The 22,069-nt window shown below is 53.8% G+C and carries 16 protein-coding genes and 5 pseudogenes; 9 read left to right on the forward strand and 12 right to left on the reverse strand.

The genetic code is table 11. From position 1 onward, the window contains the following. Positions 1-106: 106 nt before the first annotated feature. The 5 genes from OAN307_RS10360 (at position 107) to OAN307_RS10380 (ending at position 5,447) form a co-directional block, all read left to right on the forward strand. Positions 107-1,087, forward strand: coding sequence for an ABC transporter permease (locus tag OAN307_RS10360; RefSeq protein ID WP_015499705.1), 981 nt, complete (start codon positions 107-109; stop codon positions 1,085-1,087). Continuing rightward, positions 1,087-2,031: an ABC transporter permease gene (locus tag OAN307_RS10365; RefSeq protein WP_015499706.1), complete on the forward strand. Its 945-nt coding sequence runs from the start codon at positions 1,087-1,089 to the stop codon at positions 2,029-2,031. Before OAN307_RS10360 ends, OAN307_RS10365 begins: the two co-directional genes overlap by 1 nt. Then, positions 2,031-3,005: an ABC transporter ATP-binding protein gene (locus tag OAN307_RS10370; protein ID WP_015499707.1), complete on the forward strand. Its 975-nt coding sequence runs from the start codon at positions 2,031-2,033 to the stop codon at positions 3,003-3,005. The genes OAN307_RS10365 and OAN307_RS10370 overlap by 1 nt, the downstream gene beginning before the upstream one ends. Beyond that, the gene (locus OAN307_RS10375) at positions 3,005-3,967 is read left to right on the forward strand and encodes an ABC transporter ATP-binding protein (RefSeq protein WP_015499708.1); all 963 of its coding nucleotides are present in this window, start codon (positions 3,005-3,007) and stop codon (positions 3,965-3,967) included. The genes OAN307_RS10370 and OAN307_RS10375 overlap by 1 nt, the downstream gene beginning before the upstream one ends. Before the next feature lie 538 nt (positions 3,968-4,505). Further along, entirely contained in the window at positions 4,506-5,447 is a 942-nt protein-coding gene (locus OAN307_RS10380) for an IS1595-like element ISOan10 family transposase (RefSeq protein ID WP_015498511.1), read from the forward strand. Between the two features lie 200 nt (positions 5,448-5,647). Here the strand turns inward: OAN307_RS10380 and OAN307_RS10385 are convergent, their stop codons facing one another. After that, the gene (locus OAN307_RS10385) at positions 5,648-6,004 is read right to left on the reverse strand and encodes a hypothetical protein (RefSeq protein ID WP_044043549.1); all 357 of its coding nucleotides are present in this window, start codon (positions 6,002-6,004) and stop codon (positions 5,648-5,650) included. 95 nt (positions 6,005-6,099) lie between these two features. Continuing rightward, complete coding sequence (locus OAN307_RS10390; RefSeq protein WP_015499709.1) at positions 6,100-7,308, reverse strand: bifunctional alpha/beta hydrolase/OsmC family protein; 1,209 nt, start codon at positions 7,306-7,308, stop codon at positions 6,100-6,102. Positions 7,309-7,404: 96 nt separating this feature from the next. On the opposite strand from OAN307_RS10390, the gene OAN307_RS28925 reads away from it, so the two are divergent. Next, entirely contained in the window at positions 7,405-7,809 is a 405-nt protein-coding gene (locus OAN307_RS28925) for a hypothetical protein (RefSeq protein ID WP_015499710.1), read from the forward strand. Here the strand turns inward: OAN307_RS28925 and dddP are convergent. Then, positions 7,779-9,116, reverse strand: a pseudogene (gene dddP / locus OAN307_RS10395) (dimethylsulfonioproprionate lyase DddP); the annotation flags it as partial. The gene OAN307_RS28925 and the pseudogene dddP sit on opposite strands and share 31 nt — an antisense overlap. Positions 9,117-9,199: 83 nt before the next feature. On the opposite strand from dddP, the gene OAN307_RS10400 reads away from it, so the two are divergent. After that, complete coding sequence (locus OAN307_RS10400) at positions 9,200-9,955, forward strand: heme-dependent oxidative N-demethylase subunit alpha family protein (RefSeq protein ID WP_015499711.1); 756 nt, start codon at positions 9,200-9,202, stop codon at positions 9,953-9,955. A gap of 463 nt (positions 9,956-10,418) precedes the next feature. Here the strand turns inward: OAN307_RS10400 and glnA are convergent, their stop codons facing one another. The 7 genes and pseudogenes from glnA to OAN307_RS10440 all read right to left on the reverse strand — a co-directional run bounded on the left by glnA (position 10,419) and on the right by OAN307_RS10440 (position 17,058). Then, the gene (gene glnA, locus OAN307_RS10405) at positions 10,419-11,825 is read right to left on the reverse strand and encodes a type I glutamate--ammonia ligase (protein WP_044043550.1); all 1,407 of its coding nucleotides are present in this window, start codon (positions 11,823-11,825) and stop codon (positions 10,419-10,421) included. Positions 11,826-11,897: 72 nt separating this feature from the next. After that, positions 11,898-12,236 carry a P-II family nitrogen regulator gene (locus tag OAN307_RS10410; protein ID WP_044043551.1) on the reverse strand — a complete coding sequence of 113 codons (339 nt, stop codon included), beginning with the start codon at positions 12,234-12,236 and terminating at the stop codon, positions 11,898-11,900. Between the two features lie 333 nt (positions 12,237-12,569). Then, entirely contained in the window at positions 12,570-12,803 is a 234-nt protein-coding gene (locus tag OAN307_RS25220; protein WP_015499714.1) for a Hint domain-containing protein, read from the reverse strand. A 136-nt stretch (positions 12,804-12,939) separates the two neighbouring features. Beyond that, positions 12,940-13,392: pseudogene (locus OAN307_RS10420) on the reverse strand (IS3 family transposase); the annotation flags it as partial. Then, positions 13,346-13,996 carry an IS3 family transposase gene (locus tag OAN307_RS25225; RefSeq protein WP_015499715.1) on the reverse strand — a complete coding sequence of 217 codons (651 nt, stop codon included), beginning with the start codon at positions 13,994-13,996 and terminating at the stop codon, positions 13,346-13,348. The pseudogene OAN307_RS10420 and the gene OAN307_RS25225, both read right to left, overlap by 47 nt. A gap of 390 nt (positions 13,997-14,386) precedes the next feature. Further along, positions 14,387-15,585, reverse strand: a pseudogene (locus tag OAN307_RS27925) (IS3 family transposase). Between the two features lie 277 nt (positions 15,586-15,862). Continuing rightward, positions 15,863-17,058 (reverse strand): annotated as a pseudogene (locus OAN307_RS10440) (IS3 family transposase). A 319-nt stretch (positions 17,059-17,377) separates the two neighbouring features. Here OAN307_RS10440 and OAN307_RS29940 point away from each other — a divergent pair. Both OAN307_RS29940 and OAN307_RS10460 read left to right on the forward strand, forming a co-directional pair. Further along, positions 17,378-17,933 (forward strand): annotated as a pseudogene (locus tag OAN307_RS29940) (hypothetical protein); the annotation flags it as partial. Positions 17,934-18,953: 1,020 nt separating this feature from the next. Then, on the forward strand, positions 18,954-20,066 hold the full coding sequence (locus tag OAN307_RS10460; RefSeq protein ID WP_015499720.1) for an S-(hydroxymethyl)glutathione dehydrogenase/class III alcohol dehydrogenase: 1,113 nt from the start codon (positions 18,954-18,956) through the stop codon (positions 20,064-20,066). A 47-nt stretch (positions 20,067-20,113) separates the two neighbouring features. On the opposite strand, the gene OAN307_RS10465 is transcribed toward OAN307_RS10460, so the two are convergent. Next, the gene (locus OAN307_RS10465; RefSeq protein WP_015499721.1) at positions 20,114-21,535 is read right to left on the reverse strand and encodes an aldehyde dehydrogenase family protein; all 1,422 of its coding nucleotides are present in this window, start codon (positions 21,533-21,535) and stop codon (positions 20,114-20,116) included. Positions 21,536-21,717: 182 nt separating this feature from the next. Then, on the reverse strand, positions 21,718-21,957 hold the full coding sequence (locus tag OAN307_RS10470) for a hypothetical protein (protein ID WP_044043555.1): 240 nt from the start codon (positions 21,955-21,957) through the stop codon (positions 21,718-21,720). Between the last annotated feature and the right edge of the window lie 112 nt (positions 21,958-22,069).

Below are 22,069 nucleotides of genomic sequence, written 5' to 3' on the forward strand. Positions count from 1 at the left end.
TTTGGTCCATGGTGAACATGACCTGTTGGCGATCAGTTTTGATATTCAAAATTAAATTCATCTGCAGGGCCGCCATACGCTCTTAGAAACTAAGGCAATTACCACCATGCTGGCCTATATTATCCGTCGCGTCGTGCAATCGGCGCTTGTCTTGCTAATCGTCGGTCTTGCCGCGTTTTCGATGTTTCGTTTTGTTGGTGACCCGATCGAAAATATGCTTGGTCAGGAACGTACGACTGTTGATATTGAGCGGCTGCGCGACCAGCTCGGTCTGGATGAGCCGTTTATCGTGCAGTACGTCAAATTTCTTGAGGGTGCAGTGCAAGGCAACTTTGGAGTAAGCTACCGGCAGGGGCGGCCTGTGTCTGACATCTTGGTAGAACGCGCGCCTGCCACCCTGGAACTAGCAACTGTGTCATGTGTGCTTGCTATTGCGTTTGGCATCGCATTCGGTGTGTTTACAGCGATCCGGCGTGATGGATTTTTGGCAAATTTTATCATGTCGACATCCCTGATTGGCGTATCGCTGCCGACGTTCCTCATTGGTATACTCCTGATATATATCTTTTCAGTAGAGCTCGGCTGGTTGCCCAGTTTTGGCCGTGGAGAGACGGTTCAAATTGGAAATTGGTCGACCGGGTTTCTGACTGCTTCGGGGTTGAAGGCGCTGATCTTGCCGTCTATCACACTTGGGCTTTATCAGATGACACTTATCATGCGGCTTGTGCGTTCTGAAATGCTTGAGGTCTTACGCCAAGACTACATTCGCTTTGCTCGCGCCCGTGGACTAAAGAACCGTACCATCAATTTTCGCCATGCGTTGAAAAACACAATGGTGCCTGTGATCACAGTTATCGGCTTGCAGCTTGGGTCTATCATCGCTTTTGCGATCATCACAGAAACGGTGTTTCAGTGGCCAGGAGTTGGCCTGCTTTTTATAAACGCTGTCCAATTTGTAGATATCCCAGTCATGGCGGCGTATCTGATGTTGATTTCAGTCATGTTTGTAGCGATCAACCTGATTGTAGATATCCTTTATTTTTTTATTGATCCGCGTTTGCGCGTTGACCGGGCAGGGGGCCACTAATGAACGATACTTTAGACAAAATCCCACAGAGGTCGCGACTGCGCATGTTTTTAGACAGTGATATCTATTATGCGTTTCGCCGATCACCGGTTGCAGTGGTGTCCACAGTTGTCGTCAGCATTCTCATTTTGGCGGCTGTTTTCGCCCCGCTGATTGCACCGACGAACCCATTTAATCCTGCGACACTGAACCTGATGAATGGCTTTACAGGACCAATGGCCCCTAACGCCTTCACAGGTGAAAGTTTCTTGCTGGGCACTGATGACCAAGGTCGTGATGTATTTTCCACAATCCTTTATGGGATGCGGGTGTCTTTGTTTGTCGGTGTGGCAGCCGTACTATTTGCAATGGTTCTGGGGATCACATTGGGGCTGGTTTCTGGCTATGTTGGTGGTTGGACTGAGACGATTATTATGCGCGTCGCTGATGTGCAGCTTACGTTTCCGTCGATCCTTATAGCGATGCTGATTTTTGGCATCGCAAAAGGCGTAACGCCTGTCGAATACCGTGACCAGATGGCCATATGGGTGCTTATCCTCGCTATCGGGCTGAGCGATTGGGTACAGTTTGCACGTGTTGTTCGTGGTGCCACTTTAGTTGAAAAACGCAAAGAATATGTTGAGGCAGCTCGGCTGATTGGTCGGACGCCCTGTGCCATTATGTTGCGTCATATCTTGCCCAATGTTCTGTCGCCTGTGCTAGTGATCGCAACGATATCGCTGGCCTTGGCTATTATAGCCGAAGCCACGCTTAGTTTTTTGGGTGTTGGCGCACCGGCGACCCAGCCATCATTGGGGACGCTGATCCGCATTGGGCAAGGGTATTTATTTTCGGGCGAATGGTGGATCTTACTGTTCCCTGCGCTCACACTTTTGACGCTGGCGTTAAGCGTGAATTTGCTGGGTGACTGGCTGCGCGATGCACTGAATCCGAGGCTGCGCTGATGTCAGACGTTGTTTTGTCGATCAGGGGTCTGTCCGTCAAGATTCCCACCCGCAGCGGTATTGTAAAGCCCGTAGACGATATCAGCTATGACATCCGTGCGGGCGAAATTTTGGGTATTGTTGGCGAAAGTGGTGCAGGCAAATCAATGGCTGGCAATGCTGTTATTGGACTGCTGAACCCACCTGCGCAGATAGCGGCGGGCGAAATTTGGCTCAACGGCAGCCGCATAGATAATCTCAAAGACGCGGCGATGCGCCGCTTGCGTGGGAAACACATTGGAATGGTGTTCCAAGACCCTCTGACATCGCTTAACCCGCTGCTCAGCATTGGTGACCAGCTGACCGAAACCATGCTGACCCACCTGCCTATCAGCCGATCCGAGGCACATCAGCGTGCTGTTGCTGCACTGGACGAAGTTGGAATTCCCGGTGCTGCTGAACGTATCGGCAGCTATCCGCATGAATTCAGTGGTGGGATGCGACAACGGGTTGTGATCGCGTTAGCACTCTGCGCTGAGCCGTCGTTGATTATTGCGGACGAACCGACCACAGCACTAGACGTGTCTGTGCAGGCGCAGATCATTGCCCTGCTCAAACGGCTTTGCCGTGACCGGGGGACTGCTGTAATGCTGATTACGCATGATATGGGCGTTATTACAGAGGCAGCGGACCGCGTTGCTGTGATGTACGCTGGCCGCTTGGCCGAATTGGGTGCTGTGCGCGATGTGCTGACTCAACCCCAGCATCCTTACACCCAAGGTCTCATGGCCTCTACGCCACTGGCGTCACAGGGGAAAGCGCGGCTGCACCAAATCGAAGGGGCAATGCCCCGGCTGAATGCAGTTCCCGAAGGCTGCCCGTTTCATCCACGTTGTGCGTATGCGCAAGACAAATGCAGGGCCGCGCCCACACCACAAATTGTAGGTGGCCACGCTGCATGCTGGTTCCCACTGATCGCACAAAAGGTATCGTGATGTCGTTGATTTCTGTAAAGAACCTGACCCGCGTTTTTGACGTGTCCAAACCGTGGTTGAATAGGGTGATTGAGCGGCGTGCGAAGGCGTTTCTCACGGCAGTATCTGATGTGGATTTCGAAGTTGAAGAGCGCAGTACCTATGCACTGGTCGGCGAGAGTGGGTCTGGGAAATCCACCATTGGTCGCATGTTGGTTGGGCTGCTGACGCCCTCGTCAGGCAAGGTTGAAATTAACGGTGTGAACCTTGCGACCGAAACTGACGCAGACAAGGTTGATGTGATCAGGTCAGATATTCAGATGATTTTCCAAGACCCTTTTGCCTCGCTTAATCCGCGTTGGCGGGTGCGTGACATCATCGTGGAACCCGTTGTAGCCCGTGGTGGTGATGCGACGGGGCTGGCGGAAAAGCTGCTGGTACAAGTGGGACTTTCGGCGCTGGATGCTGGGAAATTTCCGCATGAATTTTCGGGTGGCCAACGGCAACGGATTTGTATTGCCCGCGCGTTGTCGTCTGAGCCAAAACTTATTGTGTGTGACGAGCCGACATCAGCACTTGATGTATCCGTGCAGGCGCAGGTCTTAAACTTAATGAGTGATCTTAAGGATAATTTTGGATTAACTTATGTTCTGATCAGCCACGACCTGACCGTGGTTCGACATATGGCTGACCGGATTGGAGTTCTATACCTTGGACGACTGGTCGAGGAAGCGAGCCCTGAGGATTTGTTTACCGACACCAAACATCCGTATACTAAAATGCTGCTAGAAGCAGCCCCTCGGATGGATGGCTTTGGCCGCGAGGCAGACCTGCCAGAAGGTGAAATTCCAGACCCTATCGATCCGCCAAAGGGTTGTGCATTTAACCCGCGCTGCCCCATCGCTACGAATATTTGTAGACAAGAACGGCCTATGATGCGTCAGTTGGGTGATATTCGCGTTGCGTGCCATTTGGCAGATTAGCGTGATGCGGTGTTGTCAGAGGAAGCTGACTTGAGGTGGTCAAAGTGCCGACTTAGCTTTGTCGGACCACAAAACACAGCCCACTCTGCTACTTTAAAACGTGTCCTTAAATCATTCGCTTGGCCGTGTTGATGTATGTCCGGTTTGCGCCTTCACTTCGAAATGTCCCGACACGGTTGAGAACGCGGCAACGCTTTGCCCGAACTGGCACCGCCGTGAACACTTTGGACCGGCCATTTGGCCCCACGGAGCAGTTGATCTAGGGTAGTGGCGGGCTGCAATAATGTGTTTGCGAAAGTGTTTGCCGACACCGTGTCAAACACAGCGTTTCAGTTTACTGTGTTGAACACAGTGTTTGCCTTTATGTGCTAACCAAACGATATCGCACAGTTTTTCGCACACCTCTAAAATAGTATAGTTTAGCAATTTAAAACTATGGCTTATTTTAAACGCAAAGGCTTATCCCCTTTGCTCCGGCGGCACCTGATGTAGTGTGAAGCGGCTTGCCAATCTACAATGTTCTTGTATTGTTCTACCCATGCCAGCCAGATGGAAAAACGACAAACCCATGTCCCGCCCGGCGTTCGACGCCAGGTTTTCTGATGAGGAAGCGTGTTCGCATTATCTGGCGGAACATCGTTGGCCTGAGGGCTTTGTGTGTCCTTCCTGTGGCACCTGCAAGGGCTGGCCGTTAAAGCGAAATCGCGCGACTTGGGAATGTGCCGGTTGCGCACGGCAGACATCCGTGACGGCTGGCACGGTGATGCACAGCAGCCATTTGCCGTTGCGAATTTGGTTTCTTGCCGCGCACATCATCACCAGCCATTCCAACGGCATGTCAGCGCTGCAACTTCAGGCGCAACTTGGCCTTGGCAGCTACAAGACGGCGTGGCTCCTCTTGCAAAAGCTGCGGCGGTCGATGGTCAACCCTGACCGCAACCCCCTGAAAGACCTTGTCGAGATCGATGAAACAGAGATTCCGTTCCGGTCCCGGCATGATCCCGAGGACCGGCCAAAGGGTGGGCGGAGCCCGGTCGGAAAGATGTTTGTCGTCTGCGCCGTCGAGTTATCAAGAGACGGACATCCGCGCCGTATCAGGATGAAACACATTCCCGACGGCGCATCAAAGACGCTACACGGGTTCATTGGTCAGGCTGTAGAGCCTGGCGCTCACGTCATCACGGATGGCTGGCTAGGTTACGAAAATCCCCCTGCAAACACGCATGAGGCGAAGGTCGTCAGCGGCAAGAAGGCACATGACATACTCCACTGGGTCCACCGCGTGTTCTCCAACCTAAAAACGTGGGCAAAAGGCGTCTTCCACGGCCTCAGAAAATGCCATCTGCAACGCTATCTCGACGAATTTGTGTTCCGCTGGAACCGACGGCGACACATGCGAAGCGCCTTCGACACGCTGCTGGGGATCGGTGTTGGTATTGGCCCAGCGACATATCGTGATTTTGTTGAACAGCGCGCCTGAAGGCCCTTGTTCACGGCAAAAGCCACGCCCCATAAACCCACCAGATGTTACAAACTGATCCGATCCGCCTCTCAAGCCACAAGGGCGAGGTTCTGCGCCGCGTCAACATGTGGGGCAACCGGACTAAAAGGGATAAGCCTTTTAAACGCAAGTCTTGAAAATCCTCGTGTTGGTGGTTCGATTCCGCCTCCGGACACCACTTATTTCCCGTTGTGTATCAAGTGATTAACTACAAAATCGATACAATTTCTTTTATTCACAAAATTAGGATCGATACGGCGAAATCGCTGCAGATTAGTATTTCCGTTACGCACAGCATCCAATCCCAAGGACATTTCGAAAACCAGTCTTTGAAAAGATGTCTTCATATCGATCCTATTTCCCTGAGAACCAGGGAAAATTAGGTCTATTTTATCATGGTGGTCAAGCGGCAAGACGTCTTCGGAAGAGACAACTAATCCGCCCCAACATTCGGAATTATTGAATTTACCGGCGATAAAGACGGTAATCGCAGCGTATACTATTGGAACATCACCAAACGTGGCGTCACTGATCATCAAGATCTAACCTTAATCATCCCTCACACACGCTTGGTGCGCTTGATACATAGGGCCAGATATTTTGAGACAAAAGCAGGGCGAAAAGATAAGGTTTAGGCGAGCTTTGTTTCAATTTGATTCGAGCGTTCAAGCGATTGGTGAACGGGGCAGCGGTCCGCGATTTCGAGCAGGCGGGCGCGTTGGCTGTCATCAAGGTCGCCTTGCAGGCTAATCGTGCGAACGAAGCTGTCAATCTTTGTTTTGGTTTCGTTGCCAGCGTCCTGAGCGTGGACTTTATCATGGGTTACATCCACGCTGACTGACGCGAGCGGCCAGCCTTTGCGACGGGCATACATGCGGATGGTCATGGATGTGCACGCACCGAGGCCCGCCGAAAGGAAACCGTAGGGCGTCAGACCTTTGTTGGTGCCGCCGTAAGCTGCCGGTTCATCCGCGAGCAAGTGATGGGGCCCCGATTGTACGTCTTGCAAGAAACCTTTGGGGTCGGCTTCGGAGACACGCAACACGCCTTCGGGGGCGCCGATTGGCGCCGCGGCGCGGGGCAGGTCAATGTAGCGCTTGGCCCATGTCGCGATGACGTCGGCGGCGTATTCGGCGTCCGCTGCGCGGCTGAGCAGGTGGTCGGCGCCGTCCAGAGTAATGAAACTTTTTGGATGTTTGGCTGCCAGGAAAATCTCAGACGCGTTGTCGATGGACACCGTTGCGTCGCGTGGGGCGTGGAGCACCAAAAGTGCGGCGTTGAGGCCCGCGATCGCCGGGGTGAGTTTGCCTTTGGCGATGTCTTTTAGGAAGTCGTTGGAGATGCGGAAAGGCCGCCCGCCAAGCGACACTTCTGCTACCCCGTCACGAATGATCTGCGGCAGGGAATCGGCGAAATTTTTGGTGACGTGTTCGGGATCAAACGGCGCGCCCAAGGTGACGGCAGCCTTAATATTTTTCATCTCGGGTGCTGCTTTGAGCACGGCTGCCCCGCCCAAGCTGTGACCGACCAGCAAGGATGGGCACATGCCGCGCAGTACGAGTTCCGCGTTTGCCGCCATGAGGTCTTGCACATTGCTAGTGAAGTTTGTGTTTTCAAACTCGCCTTCCGAATGGCCCAGCCCAGTGAAATCAAACCGCAACACGGCGATGCCCATGGACGACAGGCGCGCGGCAATGCGACGGGCCGCGGGGATGTCTTTGGAACAGGTGAAACAATGAGCGAACAGGGCCGTCGAGAGGTACGGACCATCGGGCAGATCAAGACGGGCTGCGAGTTGCTGGCCATCATGACCGGGGAAAGTGAAGCGTTCGGTTGGCATTCAGCATCGCCTTTTGACTTGGGGTTGCAGTACAGGTGAAGCAGGACGGATGCGCCCGCAAGGGCTGTGACGCCTGCGTCACAGGAAGGTGAGTAGATGTGGTCTTGGATCAAACATGGATTGGTCGTCAGTGCGGCTGTGGTGTTGGCCGCTTCGTTCGTGGGGGATGTGCACGGACTGGGCGATAGTTTGGTGGTGTTTCGACCGTTGATCCTGCTCGGGTGTTTTGCGGTGTCGGGCTTGGCATGGCGGGCTATTTCAATAAGGTCGCGTCGAGGCCGGGCGCTGCCATGGTTTAAACAGGCAACCGCGACCGAGCGGGTCGGCCCGCTGGTCCGCACGTTTGATCTGTTCGGCTATCCGTTGGGCATCGATCACATATTGGTGACGGGCGGCAAAGGGACGCTGTCGGTCCGGCCGCAGTTGGGGTCTGACCACTTCGGCTTGCTGGCGTCGGTCGTGTTTCGCTCGCGGCCCATCAGCGCATCATCATGGGGATAGGTCGTCAGGTTTTCGAACCCGTCTTCAGTGATCAGCACTTGGTCTTCAAGTTTGATTGAGAAATTACCGCCTTCTTCCCCCAACAAAGCCTCGACTCACAAAACCATGCCAGGTTCTAGTTCGTGATCGAACGCGCCTTCGACCATTCTGTCAGGGTAAGCGACCAGCGGCCATTCATCGCATAACCCAACGCCGTGCATCAGGCAGCCGTATTTTTGTTTTTGATACTTGGCTTCCAACACGTGGGTGTTGCGGCTGAGATCTTGGATATTCACCCCGGGCTTGAGCATTTGCATATTGGTTTCAATATGTTCTACGCCATGCTTCATTGCTTCGATCATGTCTGGGCGGGGTTTTTGATTGCCAATCCACCATGTGCGGGAGATGTCGATGCAAATACCGTAGCTGCCGATCAGGTCCGAATCGAACGCAAGGATTTCGTTGGGCTGCGTGATGCGCGGGCCGCATTCTTGGAACCATGGGTTGGTGCGCGGGCCGGACGACAATAGGCGGGTTTCAATCCATTCGCCGCCGCGTTTGATGTTTTCGGCGTGTAACACGGACCAGATATCGTCTTCGGATGTGACGCCATTGCCGGAGTGGCTGCGGGCGAAATCCTCCATGACTTTGACAGCAGTTTCGCAGGCGTGATTGGCGCAGCGCATTGCTAGGATTTCGTCAACGCCTTTGACAGCGCGCGCGTGTTCGGTGACTTCTTCGCCTTCCATGACTTCAAATCCGCGGGCTTCAAGCGCGCGAAGTCCGTCTATCATGATCTTGTCCACCGCAAGGCGGGTGTCTGACCCCGCATGTTCGCGCATCACGTCTTTAATCTCGTCTGCGAAGGTCGATGCGGCTTGTAAGCCTTTATTGCCATTCGAGAAATAAAACATCGACGCGCCGCTACGCCGTTCGCGCACGAGGGGGTTAAACGCGCTTAGAAACGGCGAAATTTTGTAATCCCAGATGATCATGTATCCATCAGCACACAGCAGCACCGCACGAAACGGATTGTGTGTGTTCCACAGCTGCATATTGGTACTGTCGGTGGCGTAGCGGATGTTGAGCGGGTCAAACATCAGCAATCCGCCATACCCGCGATCCACAATGTGTTGCGTCAGCCGTTTCCAGCGGTATTCGCGCATGTTGTGTAAGTTCGGCAGAACCAGACCCGCAGAGTGCCATTCCCCAAACGCCAGTTGCGTCGGCCCGATTTCAACGCGGTCATTGTCGTTGGGGGTGCCGTCGCCCAATATAGCACTTTTGGACGGGTAGATCTTGCGCGTGTCGCGATAATGACTGTTCATGGCGTGTCTCCATTGGGTATGATCAGCGTGACGGGGCAAATTGCGTCTGTCAGGTTGAAAAGCGACACTTACAGGCGACGCAAATGAATGAAATCCGGACCCCGATACTGCAGGATAAATTGCCGCCCGGTCAGGCCGAGGTCGCCGCGGCGCGACTTCCGTCAATGCGCCCTGTGGTGGGGCCGTGGCTGACGTTTGATGGTGCGTATGGGGCCCAGATGGCGCTGCGGCGGCGGTTATTGCAGAGCTGTGAGGCGGATGTTTATGCCCAGACGCTGGATGGTTTGGCGGCTGCAGTTGGATTTGTTGCCGCCGCACTTGATGCTTTGCCTGCTGGGTTTGTGCGGACGGGCGATCATGTGCGGTGTCCGGATGGGCACAGGGCGGTTATAGATTGGAATGCACCGCTTCGATCCATCGGGGCGGTTTTGCAGCAAGACGTCTGTATCTTGGAACGGCGCGGCCATGAGCATGTTTTGAGCGGCGCCGTCTTGTGTTTCCCGGCGAGTTGGACCCTAGCGCAAAAGATAGGCAAGCCGTTGATCAAAATTCATAATCCGGTGGCGGACTATGACAGTGCCATTGCGACGCGGGTTCAGCGTTTATTTGATGGGGCGCAGGAGGGGCGTCCGATGTGGCGGGCCAACTTGCTTCGTTATAACGAAGCGCACCTGCATCAGCCGAGGCGGGAAAACGATCCGCGCCCAGTCGTGCAGCCGGATGCACCGTATCTGCGCAGCGAACGACAAACTGTTTTACGACTGCCGCAGCCCGATGCCGTGGCGTTTGTGATTCATACGACTGTTGTGGCCGCAGACGCGCCAGATGCGCGGGATTAGAGGATAAGGGTAAGAAGGGCGATCATGGTGCCGCACGCGAGCGCAATTTTGCGGGGCTTGGTAGCGACAAGCCAGCGGAACGGGTCATATGCGATGGCGGCCATGCTGCGCCCCGGCCACCGTATTGATATGCGTCAATCGGTATCCTGTGGCTCTGCCACGCGCTCGGCATCCTGTTGGCACCTGTATGATAGGCAGAGGCTGGACGATTAGATATCCGATGCGCACCAAAACGTGGCGTTGAGGTTGCGCGTTGGGCCACTTTTGGCGTGAGAGAAAATTCAGTGTTGGTCATGAAATCACTTTGGCCCATCAATTCGTCAACAAAACGGAACCGTTGTGGTATTTTGGGTGTTTGTTGGGGCCACAATGTGGCGGGTTGACCAAGCGCGGCTACAACTAAAAAAAGCGCCCCATTTGGGGGCGCCTTTGCACTGGTGTTTAGGTCTCATCCCCTAGGCGGTTAGCAGCTGTAATACAGCTTAAATTCAACAGGGTGCGGGGTGTGTTCGTATTCGTAAACTTCCTCCCACTTAAGGTCCATGTAGCCCTGCAACTGATCCTTGGTGAACACATCGCCTTGCAGCAAGAAGTCCATATCTTTTTCCAACTCTTCCAGCGCTTCGCGCAAGGAACCGCAGACCGTCGGAATTTCAGCCAGTTCTTCTGGTGGTAGATCGTAAAGGTCCTTGTCGGATGCAGGACCGGGATCGATCTTGTTCTTGATCCCGTCGACGCCGGCCATCAACAGTGCGGCAAAGCACAGGTATGGGTTGGCTGCTGGGTCAGGGAAACGGGCCTCAACGCGCTTGGCTTTGGGGGATTCTGTCCACGGAATCCGCACACAGCCGGACCGGTTGGACGCAGAATACGCCCGCAGAACCGGCGCTTCGAAGCCCGGGATTAGACGCTTGTAGGAATTCGTGGACGGGTTCGTGATCGCGTTCAGCGCCTTGGCATGCTTAAGGATGCCGCCGATGAAATACAGCGCTTCTTGTGACAGATCGGCATACTTGTCGCCTGCAAACAACGGCTTGCCGTCTTTCCAGATCGACATGTTCACGTGCATGCCCGTACCATTGTCTCCCGCGATGGGCTTTGGCATAAACGTTGCGGTTTTGCCGTAGGCCTGTGCGACATTGTGTACGACGTATTTGTACTTTTGCAGTTCATCGGCTTGTGTCGTCAACGTACCGAAGATCAGGCCGAGTTCGTGCTGGCAGGACGCCACTTCGTGGTGGTGCTTGTCGACCTTCATGCCCATTCGTTTCATCGTCGACAACATCTCAGAGCGAATGTCCTGTGCGTCATCGATTGGGTTAACAGGGAAATAGCCGCCCTTAACACCGGGGCGGTGGCCCGTGTTGCCCATTTCGTACTGCGTGTCGGTGTTCCAAGATGCGTCGATTGCATCGACCTGGTAGGACACTTTGTTGATACCGACTTGATAACGGACGTCATCAAATAAGAAGAATTCAGCTTCGGGACCCCAATAGGATGTGTCGCCGATACCGGTGGATTTCAAATATGCCTCAGCGCGTTCGGCAGTGCCACGCGGGTCGCGGTCGTAGCCTTCGCCGGTGTCTGGTTCAACCACAGAACAATGGATGCACAGTGTTTTCTCAGCATAAAACGGGTCAATGTATGCGCTGTCCACGTCCAGCATCAGTTTCATGTCTGACTTATCAATTGATTTCCAACCTGCGATGGACGATCCGTCGAACATAAATCCTTCTTCAAGAAAGTCTTCGTCAACTTGATCTGACATCAAGGTTACGTGCTGCAATTTTCCGCGCGGGTCGGTGAAACGGACGTCGACATAATCGATGTCCTCGTCTTTGATCATTTGGACAATATCTTTGTTGGTCATATCAGCGGTCTTTCGTTTGATAGGTTTGATGTAGGACTGATCTTATTGCGCGTTTGATATAGCGTCTAATTTTTAGATCGCTTCGTCGCCTTCTTCACCGGTCCGAATACGGATCGCCTGGCTCACGTCAGACACAAAAATCTTTCCGTCACCGATTTTGTCGGTTTTGGCAGCGGTGATGATGGCTTGAATGGCGCCATCGACCTGATCGTCGGCCAAAACGACCTCGATCTTAACTTTCGGCAGGAAATCCACTACGTATTCAGCGCCACGGTACAATTCGGTATGGCCTTTTTGACGACCGAACCCTTTGACTTCCACGACGCTCAGGCCTTGGATGCCAGCCTCTTGCAGCGCTTCTTTTACTTCGTCCAACTTGAACGGCTTGATGATCGCCTCGATCTTTTTCATGGCTGCGACTCCCCTGTCTTGCATCTTCGCCAAGAAGAGATCACGTCTGCCTCCCTGTCACAATTCGGGAGGGTGGGGGAATCTGGAGTCAGGTTGGTTTCCATGAGGTGTGCACAAAAAATAGGCACCTTGATGTAATTATGGCCGAAATTGAATCGCGTTGATTGCGAGGGTGACTCCGTTATTGCAACACGCAGCCTCAAAAGACTGCGTTTCATCTGGCTTATGACGTTATAGTAAAATCTGATCAAAAGCATGATCTGCGCGTCAACGCTCACTCAGATCAATTGTCGAGCAGATCAGTTGTCGATCATCAATGATGTGTCGGTTCGATTAACCGGCTGTACTGGCGACTTCGAGCCCGTCTGCGTAAACGATGTGCTGACGCTCAAAGATCAATTCATAGATGCTCAGTGTTTTGGCGTCGACTTGCGACACGACTTCATCGTCAATCAGGCGCTTTGCCTTGACCGTTGCGACATCAGCGCCAAACAGTGCTTTTGCACGCCAGTCACGAATGTGAACCAGCGTGTCGGGGCCCACGATCATATCGTCTTGTGGCCGCATATGGCCAAGGTCCCCCCCTTGATCTTGATAGCGGCCACGCGGATCTTTGAGATGCGCATTTCGCGCTGGATTTTCATACCGCTATCGCGGGTGATGTGAACTTCGTCCCTGAAACCGGACAGTTTATTTATTGACCCTATGCGGCCATTTTCCAAGTCATATCTTCAAATGCCTGCTGCGGTGTTTGGTAACCGATGCCGGAGTGGCGGCGCTGTCGGTTGTAGAAGACCTCGATATATTCAAAGATTGCAGCCTTAGCTTGGGCGCGGGTTCTGAAGCCTTGGCGATGGACCAGCTCCTTTTTCAATGACGCAAAAAAGCTCTCCATCGGTGCATTGTCCAGATATTCGCCCCTGCGACTCATAGATTGTGTGAGCCCTGCTTTTTTGATCAGCTCGCGATAGTCCCCACCAGCGTACTGACTGCCGCGGTCCGAATGATGGATCAACCCAGGAACGGGCCCCCTGCGACCCAAGGCCATGTTGAGGGCATCGCAGCAAAGTTCAGCGCGCATATGATCCTCCATCGCCCAGCCAACAATCTCACGCGTGGCCATGTCTTTCACGCCAGCCAGATAAAGCCAGCCCTCGTCCCTTGCCCGGCAGGGTTATGCGAAGCATGATCCCGAGAGGGGGTGTCGATATAGGTGATGTCGGCCACCTATTACCCGGCAGGCGATGCTCTGCATCGCTGAGAGGGCAAACGGTATTAGGCGTCTGGCTGTGGAACTTCTGTTCCAGCAAGTTTGGCCCCTCTCGGCAGATTGCTTCGCAATCGCCTGCCCATTTGCCGGCAGCACATACGCAGTATGTGTGAGAGGGGGCAATGGAAGGCTTCAGCATATGATTGCTGTCCGTCGTGATTGGCTTTCTACGCTTGCGAAGAAGCGAAGACACCTTGTTTTCCTTCATTATTCTGGCAACACGACGTTCAGAGACGACCTCACTATCCGCCAGCAAGTCTTGGTGAATACGCTTTGATCCATAGCATTTCTTACTGACCTTGAAGAAGGTTTTAATCTTGGGAAGCAACTCCTGATCTCGGGCCTCACGATTAACTTGACGTTGATCGCGTGTAGGCTGACTGGCTGGAAATCCGTAGAACCAGCCCCGGGATATCTCCAGGAGACGGCATAATATTGAAACCGCATATTGCGCTTTATGGGCAGTGATGAAAGTGCGCTTGCTCGTCATGGTTTCACCGCCCGCGTTGCGAAAAAAGCGGATGCTTTGTGCAAAATCTCCACGTCCTGAGCAAGCCGCTTGTTGTCTTTGCGAAGGCGGACCAATTCAGCCGCATCGGCTTGCTGACGCAGTTTGGCTTCAACTGAGCCAAATGCCTCGATCTCAAGCCGCCACGTCTTCAGCTGTGGACCAGTAATCCCGAGCTCCTTGGCAACGCAGCCTTGCGTCGCCCCAGGCGCGTACAGTCACTCAACTGCCCCGGCCTTATAATCGTCTGTGTACTTCCGCCGCTGTTGTCCCATCTGGTGCCCCTTTCACGGACAGGGGTAAAGTACCCCTGAAGTGGTCCTGCTTTTCAGGACAGGTATGTGGCTTGGCTAAGATGCATCTGATTTATGTTCATGCCGTTTTTCGTATCTCCGCATGGCCAAAGTATGCGATGTCCGGTGTTCGCTTATCAAGGGCCGTGTGAGGGCGTTCTGAGTTGTAGAACCCAATCCATGTATCGATGATCCTTTTTGCTTGGAACCCATCGGTGATTTCATGCAAGTAAACGGCCTCCTGCTTCAGGGATCGCCACAGACGTTCGATGAAGATTTTGCCGAGATAGCGGCCGCGTCCGTCCATTGATATTTTGATGTTGGCTTCGGTCAAAGTTGTGATCCAACCCGCACCAGTGTATTGGCTGCCCTGGACGTGTTCATGATCTCTGGCTTGCCGTATCGGGCGATAGCCTCCTCCAGCGCCTCAACACAGAAGCTAGCATCCAGCGTATTTGAGAGCCGCCAAGTCAGCACTTTTCGCGTTGCCCAGTCCATGATCGCCACCAGATACAAAAAACCATTCTTGACGGGTATGTAGGTGATGTCGCTGCACCAGACCTGATTGGGTCGGGTGATTGCCAACTTTCTCAGCAGGTATGGATAAATGCGGTGCTGTGGGTGCTTCTTGCTGGTGTTCGGCCCCTTGTAGATGGCCTGCACCCCCCCTCTCAGCGATGCTTTGCATCGCCTGCCGGGCACAAGGCATGATGTTCATCATGCGACGAACACGATGCCGACCCGCAGAGAACCCTGACTGGGGCAAATAGGCTGCTATCTGTCGGCTGCCAAAGAATGGATATTTCGTAAATATCCGATCAATCTCATGCATCAGCTTAAGCGTCTCAGCATTCACCCCAACTGGTGTGTAATAGATCGACGAACGGCTGATCTTGAGCAGCTTACACTGGCGCGTCAGGCTCAGTTTTGTGTTCTCTTTGCGGACCATCTCGCGGCGTTTTGATGGGCTCACCCCGGTGAATTCGCTTTAGCGAAATAACCTGTCTTCAGCCCTTGTGACAAAAAATCGTTCTCCACCGCTAACTGACCAATCTTGGCGTGCAGCTCTTTAATCTCACCGGCCTTGTTCTGAGCCTTTTTGACCTTGTCGGTAAAAACCCCGGCCATGCCTTCGATCGCCTGTCGTTTCCATGTGCTCACCTGCGTTGGGTGGAGCTGCCGCTTGGCCGCAATCTCCTGAACCGTCTTGTCACCGCGCAGCGCCTCAAGCGCCACAGTAGCTTTAAAGTTGTCTGAAAAGTTCCGTCGCTTTGTCATCCTCGTATCCATTCGTTCGTGTTGGATACATCTTAGCACGCTGTCCAGTTTTGCCGGACCACTTCACCCACTCAGAACGCGGCGATAGTAGCATCAAGTGGTTTAATGGGTCCTGAACCTAATGAAGATAAGCCATCGGCTTTCAGCTGGTTCGCTTCAGCGTAAATTCTAATGACCTCTCCTTCACATTTTGAAGCCCCCGATTGGGGTAAGGCTTCAAAATGTGAAGGAGAGATCATGGCCTATTCTACAGGATCATTGAGGAGCCCCTAGTTTGCTAGACACCTGCCTTGATCATTTTCCTTTGTTTGGTTTCATAGTCAACCGGCGACAGCATGCCGTTGTTGGTATGCTTGCGGTTTGGGTTATAGAACATCTCGATGTAGTCGAACATGTCCTGTCTCGCGGCGTCGCGCGTCAGATACATCCGCCGCCTGATGCGCTCACGTTTCAACAGTTGAAAGAAGCTCTCTGCGACGGCGTTGTCATGGCAGTTCCCACGTCTGCTCATACTGGCATCTAAATTGTGTTTGCTGAGGAACGATTGCCACTCCTTGCTGGTGAATTGTGAGCCTTGACCCGAGTGGACCATTACTTTGGTCTTAGGCTTGCGCCGCCAAACAGCACTCAGCAGGGCCTGCAAGGCGAGGTCCGTCGTCATGCGCGATTGCATCGACCACCCAACCACACGCCTTGAGAACAGATCAATCACAACAGCCAGATACGACCAACCTTCGTGCGTCTTGATATAGGTGATGTCAGTGACCCAAACGAGAGCGGTCATATCGACCTCAAACTGTCGATCCAGTGTGTTATCAGCGACCACCGCTGGCTTGCCGCCATATCGAGCAGGTCGACGTTTGTAGCCAATCTGGGCAGTGACACCTGCCAAGCTGGCCAAACGCGCCACACGGTTCTCTGAACAGGTCTCACCCGCGTCACGCAGATCGTCATGCAGTTTGCGGTATCCATAGACTTTGCCGCTATCTGCCCAGGCCTGCTGGATCAGATCCGTTTGACGCACATCTTCAAGTGCACGCTGGCTCAATGGCTCCTTAAGCCATGCATAGAAGCCGCTGAAATGCACCAACAGGACCCGGCACATTGAACGGACTGAAAACTCAAGCGATGTGCCTCCCTCTCGGGACATTGCTGCGCAATACCCTGCCAGGCAGTGAATAAACGCGTACCTCACTGAGACTCTCGAGCGAAGTACGCGGTCGCCTTTTTTAGGATGTTGCGTTCCTCAGTGACGCGGACCAGTTCCTTTTTGACCAGCTTGAGCTCAGCGGCCAAATCTAACTCAACATCTCAAACTCGTGCTGGCTTCGCAAACTGCGCCTTCCAAGTGTAAAGCGACTTGGTGCTGATCCCTAACCGCTCAGCCACTTCGCTTACTGCGTATCCGCGCTCCACGACCTGCATCACAGCATCCCGCTTGAACTCATCCGTAAACCGCATTCCCTTACTCATATCCATCTCTCCTTGGTTCCAAAATTACCAAGCAAAGCGTCTACAAATCTAGGGGCATCTCATGACGCTAGTGTTCTCCAGGCGCCAATCCGTATCCTAAAAGGTGGTTCGGCAAGCAAAGAGGAGTTTTCTACAAAAATCCATCTCTTCTTTCGAGAAGCGCTCATTCGAATGCTCGAATATCGCAAAGTGATTTTGAGTGTGCTGAAAGAGTCTGAGAGGTCTAATTTCTTGGTTGATGCATCACCACGGTCTTGTTGCACAAATAGCTATCTGTGGGAATTCATGTTGCGAATACAACGTGATAGCTGGTGCGTATGTGCACATTTGCCCCCCCCCGATTTATCGCACGAAGAACTGGCCTGAGTACAACCGCGCCCTAAAAAAACGCGGATCACTAACTTTTTGGTTTAACCCAGAGGTCACTTGGAAGGCTGCGCCAACCACTGCCCGCGCATCAAAGTGGAGGGCGAAGGTGCCCTCTCGGCAGCATGCTTTGCATGCGCCTATCTGGTAATAAGTGGAACGCGCGCAAGCATGGTGGACCCAAGCGCCGGTTGTGGCGCAAGATACATATTCCTTGCCCGGCAGGGCATTGTTGAACAAACACTGGAGATCCGTGCCATCCATTGCCGACAGGCGATTGCAAAGCAATCTGCCGAGAGGGGCGTGACGGGCAGCAATATTGGTGATCCGCCCATGCTACCATATCGTCTTGACCAGATCGCACCGGATCAGGAGATCGGCAGCGTCACGGCAGACGGTGCCTACGACCCGGGGCTTCGCCCGTTCAGGGCTGAATTGATCCACTGGATTAATTCCAAGACGCCCATCACCCGCGCAAGTGCCATGAGGCCATCGCTGGCCGCAACGCAATAGTAAGGCCATGTCCGGTCTAAGATCGAAGAAACGCGTCCACCAGTGGTCAGGAGCAGGATCACTGCCAGTCGAATGTGAGGAGCGACACAATTTTCCACGATGCTTTGGATTTGCGTATCTGTTAAAGGCCGGATGTCGCTGTCAGGTTTCGGAGGAGGTTCTATCGGCGGCACATGGTCAATGGCGCTGGCGTTGTTCTTTGCCTAATTCAAGCAACTACAAAGGTGGTAAAGTTCGGCGTGAAGGGAGCCAACCTTTTCCCCCGTTGCAAGGCGTTTCAGGGTATTTCTGCGGCTGTCAGCAATCGTAAGTTGTTCAGGGCGGTAAGCACCAAAGTGGGGCAGGATGACCTTTCCGGTATAGCCTATCGCTAAAGCGGTTGGCTTGGCCCCTAGGTAGTCGAGGTAGAGTTCCCACAGATCACCAATCGTCTGCGTCCTGCCGTTTGTTGTTTCTTTCAGGTATTTGGCGCAAACTTCGGCTTTTTCTTTCGTTCGGGTGCGTGTCTTAAGTTGATAGCGCCTGCGCTTTCCGTTTTCGCGCCATGATACGCAGAACCCGCCGCGCAGCCGTCCGATTGTGATGTCTGGTATTGTTCATATTACTCGAATGTTGCGGCTGGTATCCGATATAGCTTGCCGACACGGACGTGGGTCAAGCGGCTTTCCATGCACATATTGCGAACCGTCGTCGCACTGAAGTCTGCAGAAATTTGTCGTCGTTGACGCATCAGTTCAGAAGCATTTCAATCTGGAACGCGCCTATTGCAGCAGGGACAATTTCAAACTCACCCGACCCGCTGCTATTGCTGAGTGGCGTGGTCTTTGTTTCGCGTAGGTTTCGGTATTTCGCGGCAAGCTGAGACGCGTTCGTATTTGTCTGGCAGCACCTTTTCATTCAATCGCCAAGTCCGGCGTGCCAGATGACGATTGACGAGCCCTTCTCATTTGATGAGGTTGTCATTGGAATGGGGGACGACTTTCCACCAAAACCAGACATTACTCGGGAGATTACAAATGCGCACCAAAGCCGCTGTCGCCGTTGCCGCCGGAAAACCACTTGAGATCATGGAGGTGAACCTTGAGGGGCCTCGCGCGGGTGAGGTTCTGGTTGAAATTAAAGCTACGGGCCTGTGTCATACGGACGAATTTACCCGATCAGGCGACGATCCAGAGGGCATTTTTCCCGCCATTCTTGGCCATGAGGGTGCCGGAATTGTTATTGAGATTGGCGCGGGCGTCACAAGCCTTGCGGTCGGCGATCACGTAATCCCACTTTATACGCCGGAATGTCGTGAGTGTGACTACTGCCTAAATCCGAAAACTAACTTGTGCCAGAAAATCCGCAGCACGCAGGGCGCGGGTCTGCTGCCAGACGGAACGACGCGGTTTTCCATGCTCGATGGGTCGCCGATTTACCACTACATGGGCTGTTCGACCTTCGCCAACCACACAGTAGTGCCTGAAATCGCGCTGGCAAAAGTCCGCAAAGACGCGCCATTTGACAAGATTTGTTATATCGGTTGCGGCGTCACGACGGGCATTGGCGCGGTGATTAATACTGCCAAGGTTGAAATTGGGTCGACAGCAATCGTGTTTGGCCTCGGTGGGATCGGCCTAAACGTGATCCAAGGCCTGCGGCTGGCTGGGGCGGATCAGATTGTTGGCGTCGATCTAAACGATGGCAAAATAGACATGGCAACGCATTTTGGCATGACTGACTTTGTGAACCCGTCGAAAATTGACGGCGATCTGGTGGCGCACTTGGTCGACCTCACTGGCGGCGGCGCGGATTACACATTTGACGCAACAGGCAATGTGAACGTCATGCGCACGGCACTGGAAGCGGCACACAAAGGCTGGGGCGAAAGCATCATCATTGGCGTCGCCCCTGCGGGCGCAGAAATTTCAACCCGTCCGTTCCAGCTGGTGACCGGCCGCAGCTGGCGCGGCACGGCCTTTGGTGGCGCATCCGGGCGCACGGATGTGCCAAAGATTGTCGATTGGTACATGGACGGCAAGATTGAGATTGACCCGATGATCACGCACAAACTTAAGCTCGAAGACATCAATCACGGGTTTGATCTGATGCACGAAGGCAAATCCATCCGCGCCGTGATCGAGTTTTAGGCCGGGTCTGTATTGACGGGCGCGCAGAAGCGCGCCCGTCAATAGCATCAGCCGAAATGCAGTGTCTTGACTTCTTGGTAGTCTTCCAAGCCCATCGCACCGCCTTCGCGCCCATTACCAGATTGCTTGTAGCCGCCAAATGGCGATCCATAATTGAACCCGCCACCGTTGATGTGCACAGCGCCCGCGCGTAATTGTGCTGCGACGCGTTCGGCGCGGGCAGGATCGCCAGTTTGCAAATAGGCCGCGAGACCGTAGGGCGTGTCGTTGGCGATCACGATTGCCTCGTCTTCGTCGTCGAACGGGATAATCACCAGCACGGGGCCGAAAATTTCCTGCTGCGCGATGGCCATGTCGTTGTGCACGTCTGCAAAGATCGTGGGCTTGACGAACCAGCCGGTTTCAAACCCGTCGGGCTTGCCCAGACCACCACACAGCAATGTTGCGCCTTCATTGATGCCGGTCTGGATCATCGCCTGAACGCGATCAAACTGGATCCGGTCAAACAGTGGGCCGATGTGATCACCGGCCTGTGTCGGGTCACCAACCGCCTGACCCAAAGCCGCGCGTTTGGCGATTTGCAGGGTGACATCGTAGCACGATCTTTCCACCAACAAGCGCGTCGGCGCGTCGCACGATTGTCCCGTGTTATACATGCATTCCAGAACTGACGCGGTGACGCGGTCTTCCAGATCGCAATCGGCAAACACGATGTTGGGGGATTTCCCGCCAAGTTCAAGCGTGACCCGTTTTACCGTATCAGCGGCGTCTTTGGTCACGGCCGTACCGGCGCGGGTTGATCCGGTGAATGACATCATCTGCACATCGCGGTGGCGCGAAAGCGCACTTCCCACGGTGGCACCATCGCCATGCACAAGCTTGAAAACCCCAGCGGGATAGCCCGCCGCATGAATAATTTCCCCGTAGATCGCGGCGGACATTGGCGTGTGCTCTGACGGTTTCAGCACGCAAGTGCAGCCTGTTGCCAGCGCAGGAATGACCTTAAGTGCGATCTGATTCATCGGCCAATTCCATGGCGTAATCAACCCGCAAACACCAATGGGTTCGCGCAGTTGCACGTCGCCATTTGGCAATGTCTCGCGCGCGTCCTGCGCCGCTAGTGCTGCAATAAACCCTTGCAGATGGCCCACGGCGGCGTCCGCCTGTGCGTCGCGCGCCATGGTGATGGGGGCGCCCATCTCAAAGCTCATCGCCTGTGCGAGGTCTTCGATACGGTTTTGTGTTTCAACGAGCAACCGTTTGAGCAGGGCAAGACGTTCGGCCTTGCTCGTGCGTGAAAACGCGGTGAATGCCGTCTTGGCAGCAGAAACGGCGCGATCAATATCGCCCTGATTGCCCAGAATAATCGACCCGATCTGCATTTCTGTGGCGGGGTTAAGAACGGGGAATGTCTGATCACTGAGTGGCGCAACCCAAGCCCCGTTTATATAGTGTTGCTGCAGGTCCATTTTGTCGTCCTTTCATTGTTATATTTGCTTCGGCTTACGGTAGGGGTGGCGTCTGATCGCGGCAATAAGGTTGGCCCGGACATGTCATCATCAACATACATCACGCGACAGTACGAACCCGCAATGCGGCCCAAATCGCCGCGCTGGCGCAGTAGGTTTACGGGCGATGACTTAGCGCGTGCTTAGGTTGCCCTGATATTGTCATTGAACATCACGCCGCCACTGCCGTTGACCTGCAAATCTACAGACCCTGCGGTGATGAACCCGCCGTCCAGAACCTCAGTCGGGCAACCACGCGGCATCACTTCAAGTAGTAGAATGCTCAAAGACCCGTTCGATCCCGCCACAGGTGCGTGCGATGAATGAAAGGTCTGACCATCTTGGATCAGCGCCCCGACGTAGGCTCGGGCAATGCCAGACATTCCGTTTAGATTACTCAAATTTGGTGGCTGGGCGTGTCATTCAAAATGTTGCGCGAACGTTTTATGCATTCAACCTTTGTCTGGCCCAACGCCAGCTGCAAGACTACAATGC

Origin of the sequence: Octadecabacter antarcticus 307, from assembly GCF_000155675.2 — a bacterium.
In the GTDB taxonomy this organism is placed as follows: Bacteria; Pseudomonadota; Alphaproteobacteria; order Rhodobacterales; family Rhodobacteraceae; genus Octadecabacter; species Octadecabacter antarcticus.

Bases quoted from the DNA above. Each gene is read 5' to 3' on its own strand.
- glnA (WP_044043550.1), bottom strand. From the start codon at position 11,825: ATGACCAACAAAGATATTGTCCAAATGATCAAAGACGAGGACATCGAT.
- OAN307_RS28925 (WP_015499710.1), top strand. From the start codon at position 7,405: ATGTGGTCTTGGATCAAACATGGATTGGTCGTCAGTGCGGCTGTGGTG.
- OAN307_RS10380 (WP_015498511.1), top strand. From the start codon at position 4,506: ATGCCAGCCAGATGGAAAAACGACAAACCCATGTCCCGCCCGGCGTTC.
- OAN307_RS10465 (WP_015499721.1), bottom strand. From the start codon at position 21,535: ATGGACCTGCAGCAACACTATATAAACGGGGCTTGGGTTGCGCCACTC.
- OAN307_RS25225 (WP_015499715.1), bottom strand. From the start codon at position 13,996: ATGACGAGCAAGCGCACTTTCATCACTGCCCATAAAGCGCAATATGCG.
- OAN307_RS10460 (WP_015499720.1), top strand. From the start codon at position 18,954: ATGCGCACCAAAGCCGCTGTCGCCGTTGCCGCCGGAAAACCACTTGAG.
- OAN307_RS10365 (WP_015499706.1), top strand. From the start codon at position 1,087: ATGAACGATACTTTAGACAAAATCCCACAGAGGTCGCGACTGCGCATG.
- OAN307_RS10370 (WP_015499707.1), top strand. From the start codon at position 2,031: ATGTCAGACGTTGTTTTGTCGATCAGGGGTCTGTCCGTCAAGATTCCC.
- OAN307_RS10360 (WP_015499705.1), top strand. From the start codon at position 107: ATGCTGGCCTATATTATCCGTCGCGTCGTGCAATCGGCGCTTGTCTTG.
- OAN307_RS10385 (WP_044043549.1), bottom strand. From the start codon at position 6,004: ATGATCAGTGACGCCACGTTTGGTGATGTTCCAATAGTATACGCTGCG.
- OAN307_RS10400 (WP_015499711.1), top strand. From the start codon at position 9,200: ATGAATGAAATCCGGACCCCGATACTGCAGGATAAATTGCCGCCCGGT.
- OAN307_RS10470 (WP_044043555.1), bottom strand. From the start codon at position 21,957: ATGTCTGGCATTGCCCGAGCCTACGTCGGGGCGCTGATCCAAGATGGT.
- OAN307_RS10390 (WP_015499709.1), bottom strand. From the start codon at position 7,308: ATGCCAACCGAACGCTTCACTTTCCCCGGTCATGATGGCCAGCAACTC.
- OAN307_RS10410 (WP_044043551.1), bottom strand. From the start codon at position 12,236: ATGAAAAAGATCGAGGCGATCATCAAGCCGTTCAAGTTGGACGAAGTA.
- OAN307_RS25220 (WP_015499714.1), bottom strand. From the start codon at position 12,803: ATGCGGCCACAAGACGATATGATCGTGGGCCCCGACACGCTGGTTCAC.
- OAN307_RS10375 (WP_015499708.1), top strand. From the start codon at position 3,005: ATGTCGTTGATTTCTGTAAAGAACCTGACCCGCGTTTTTGACGTGTCC.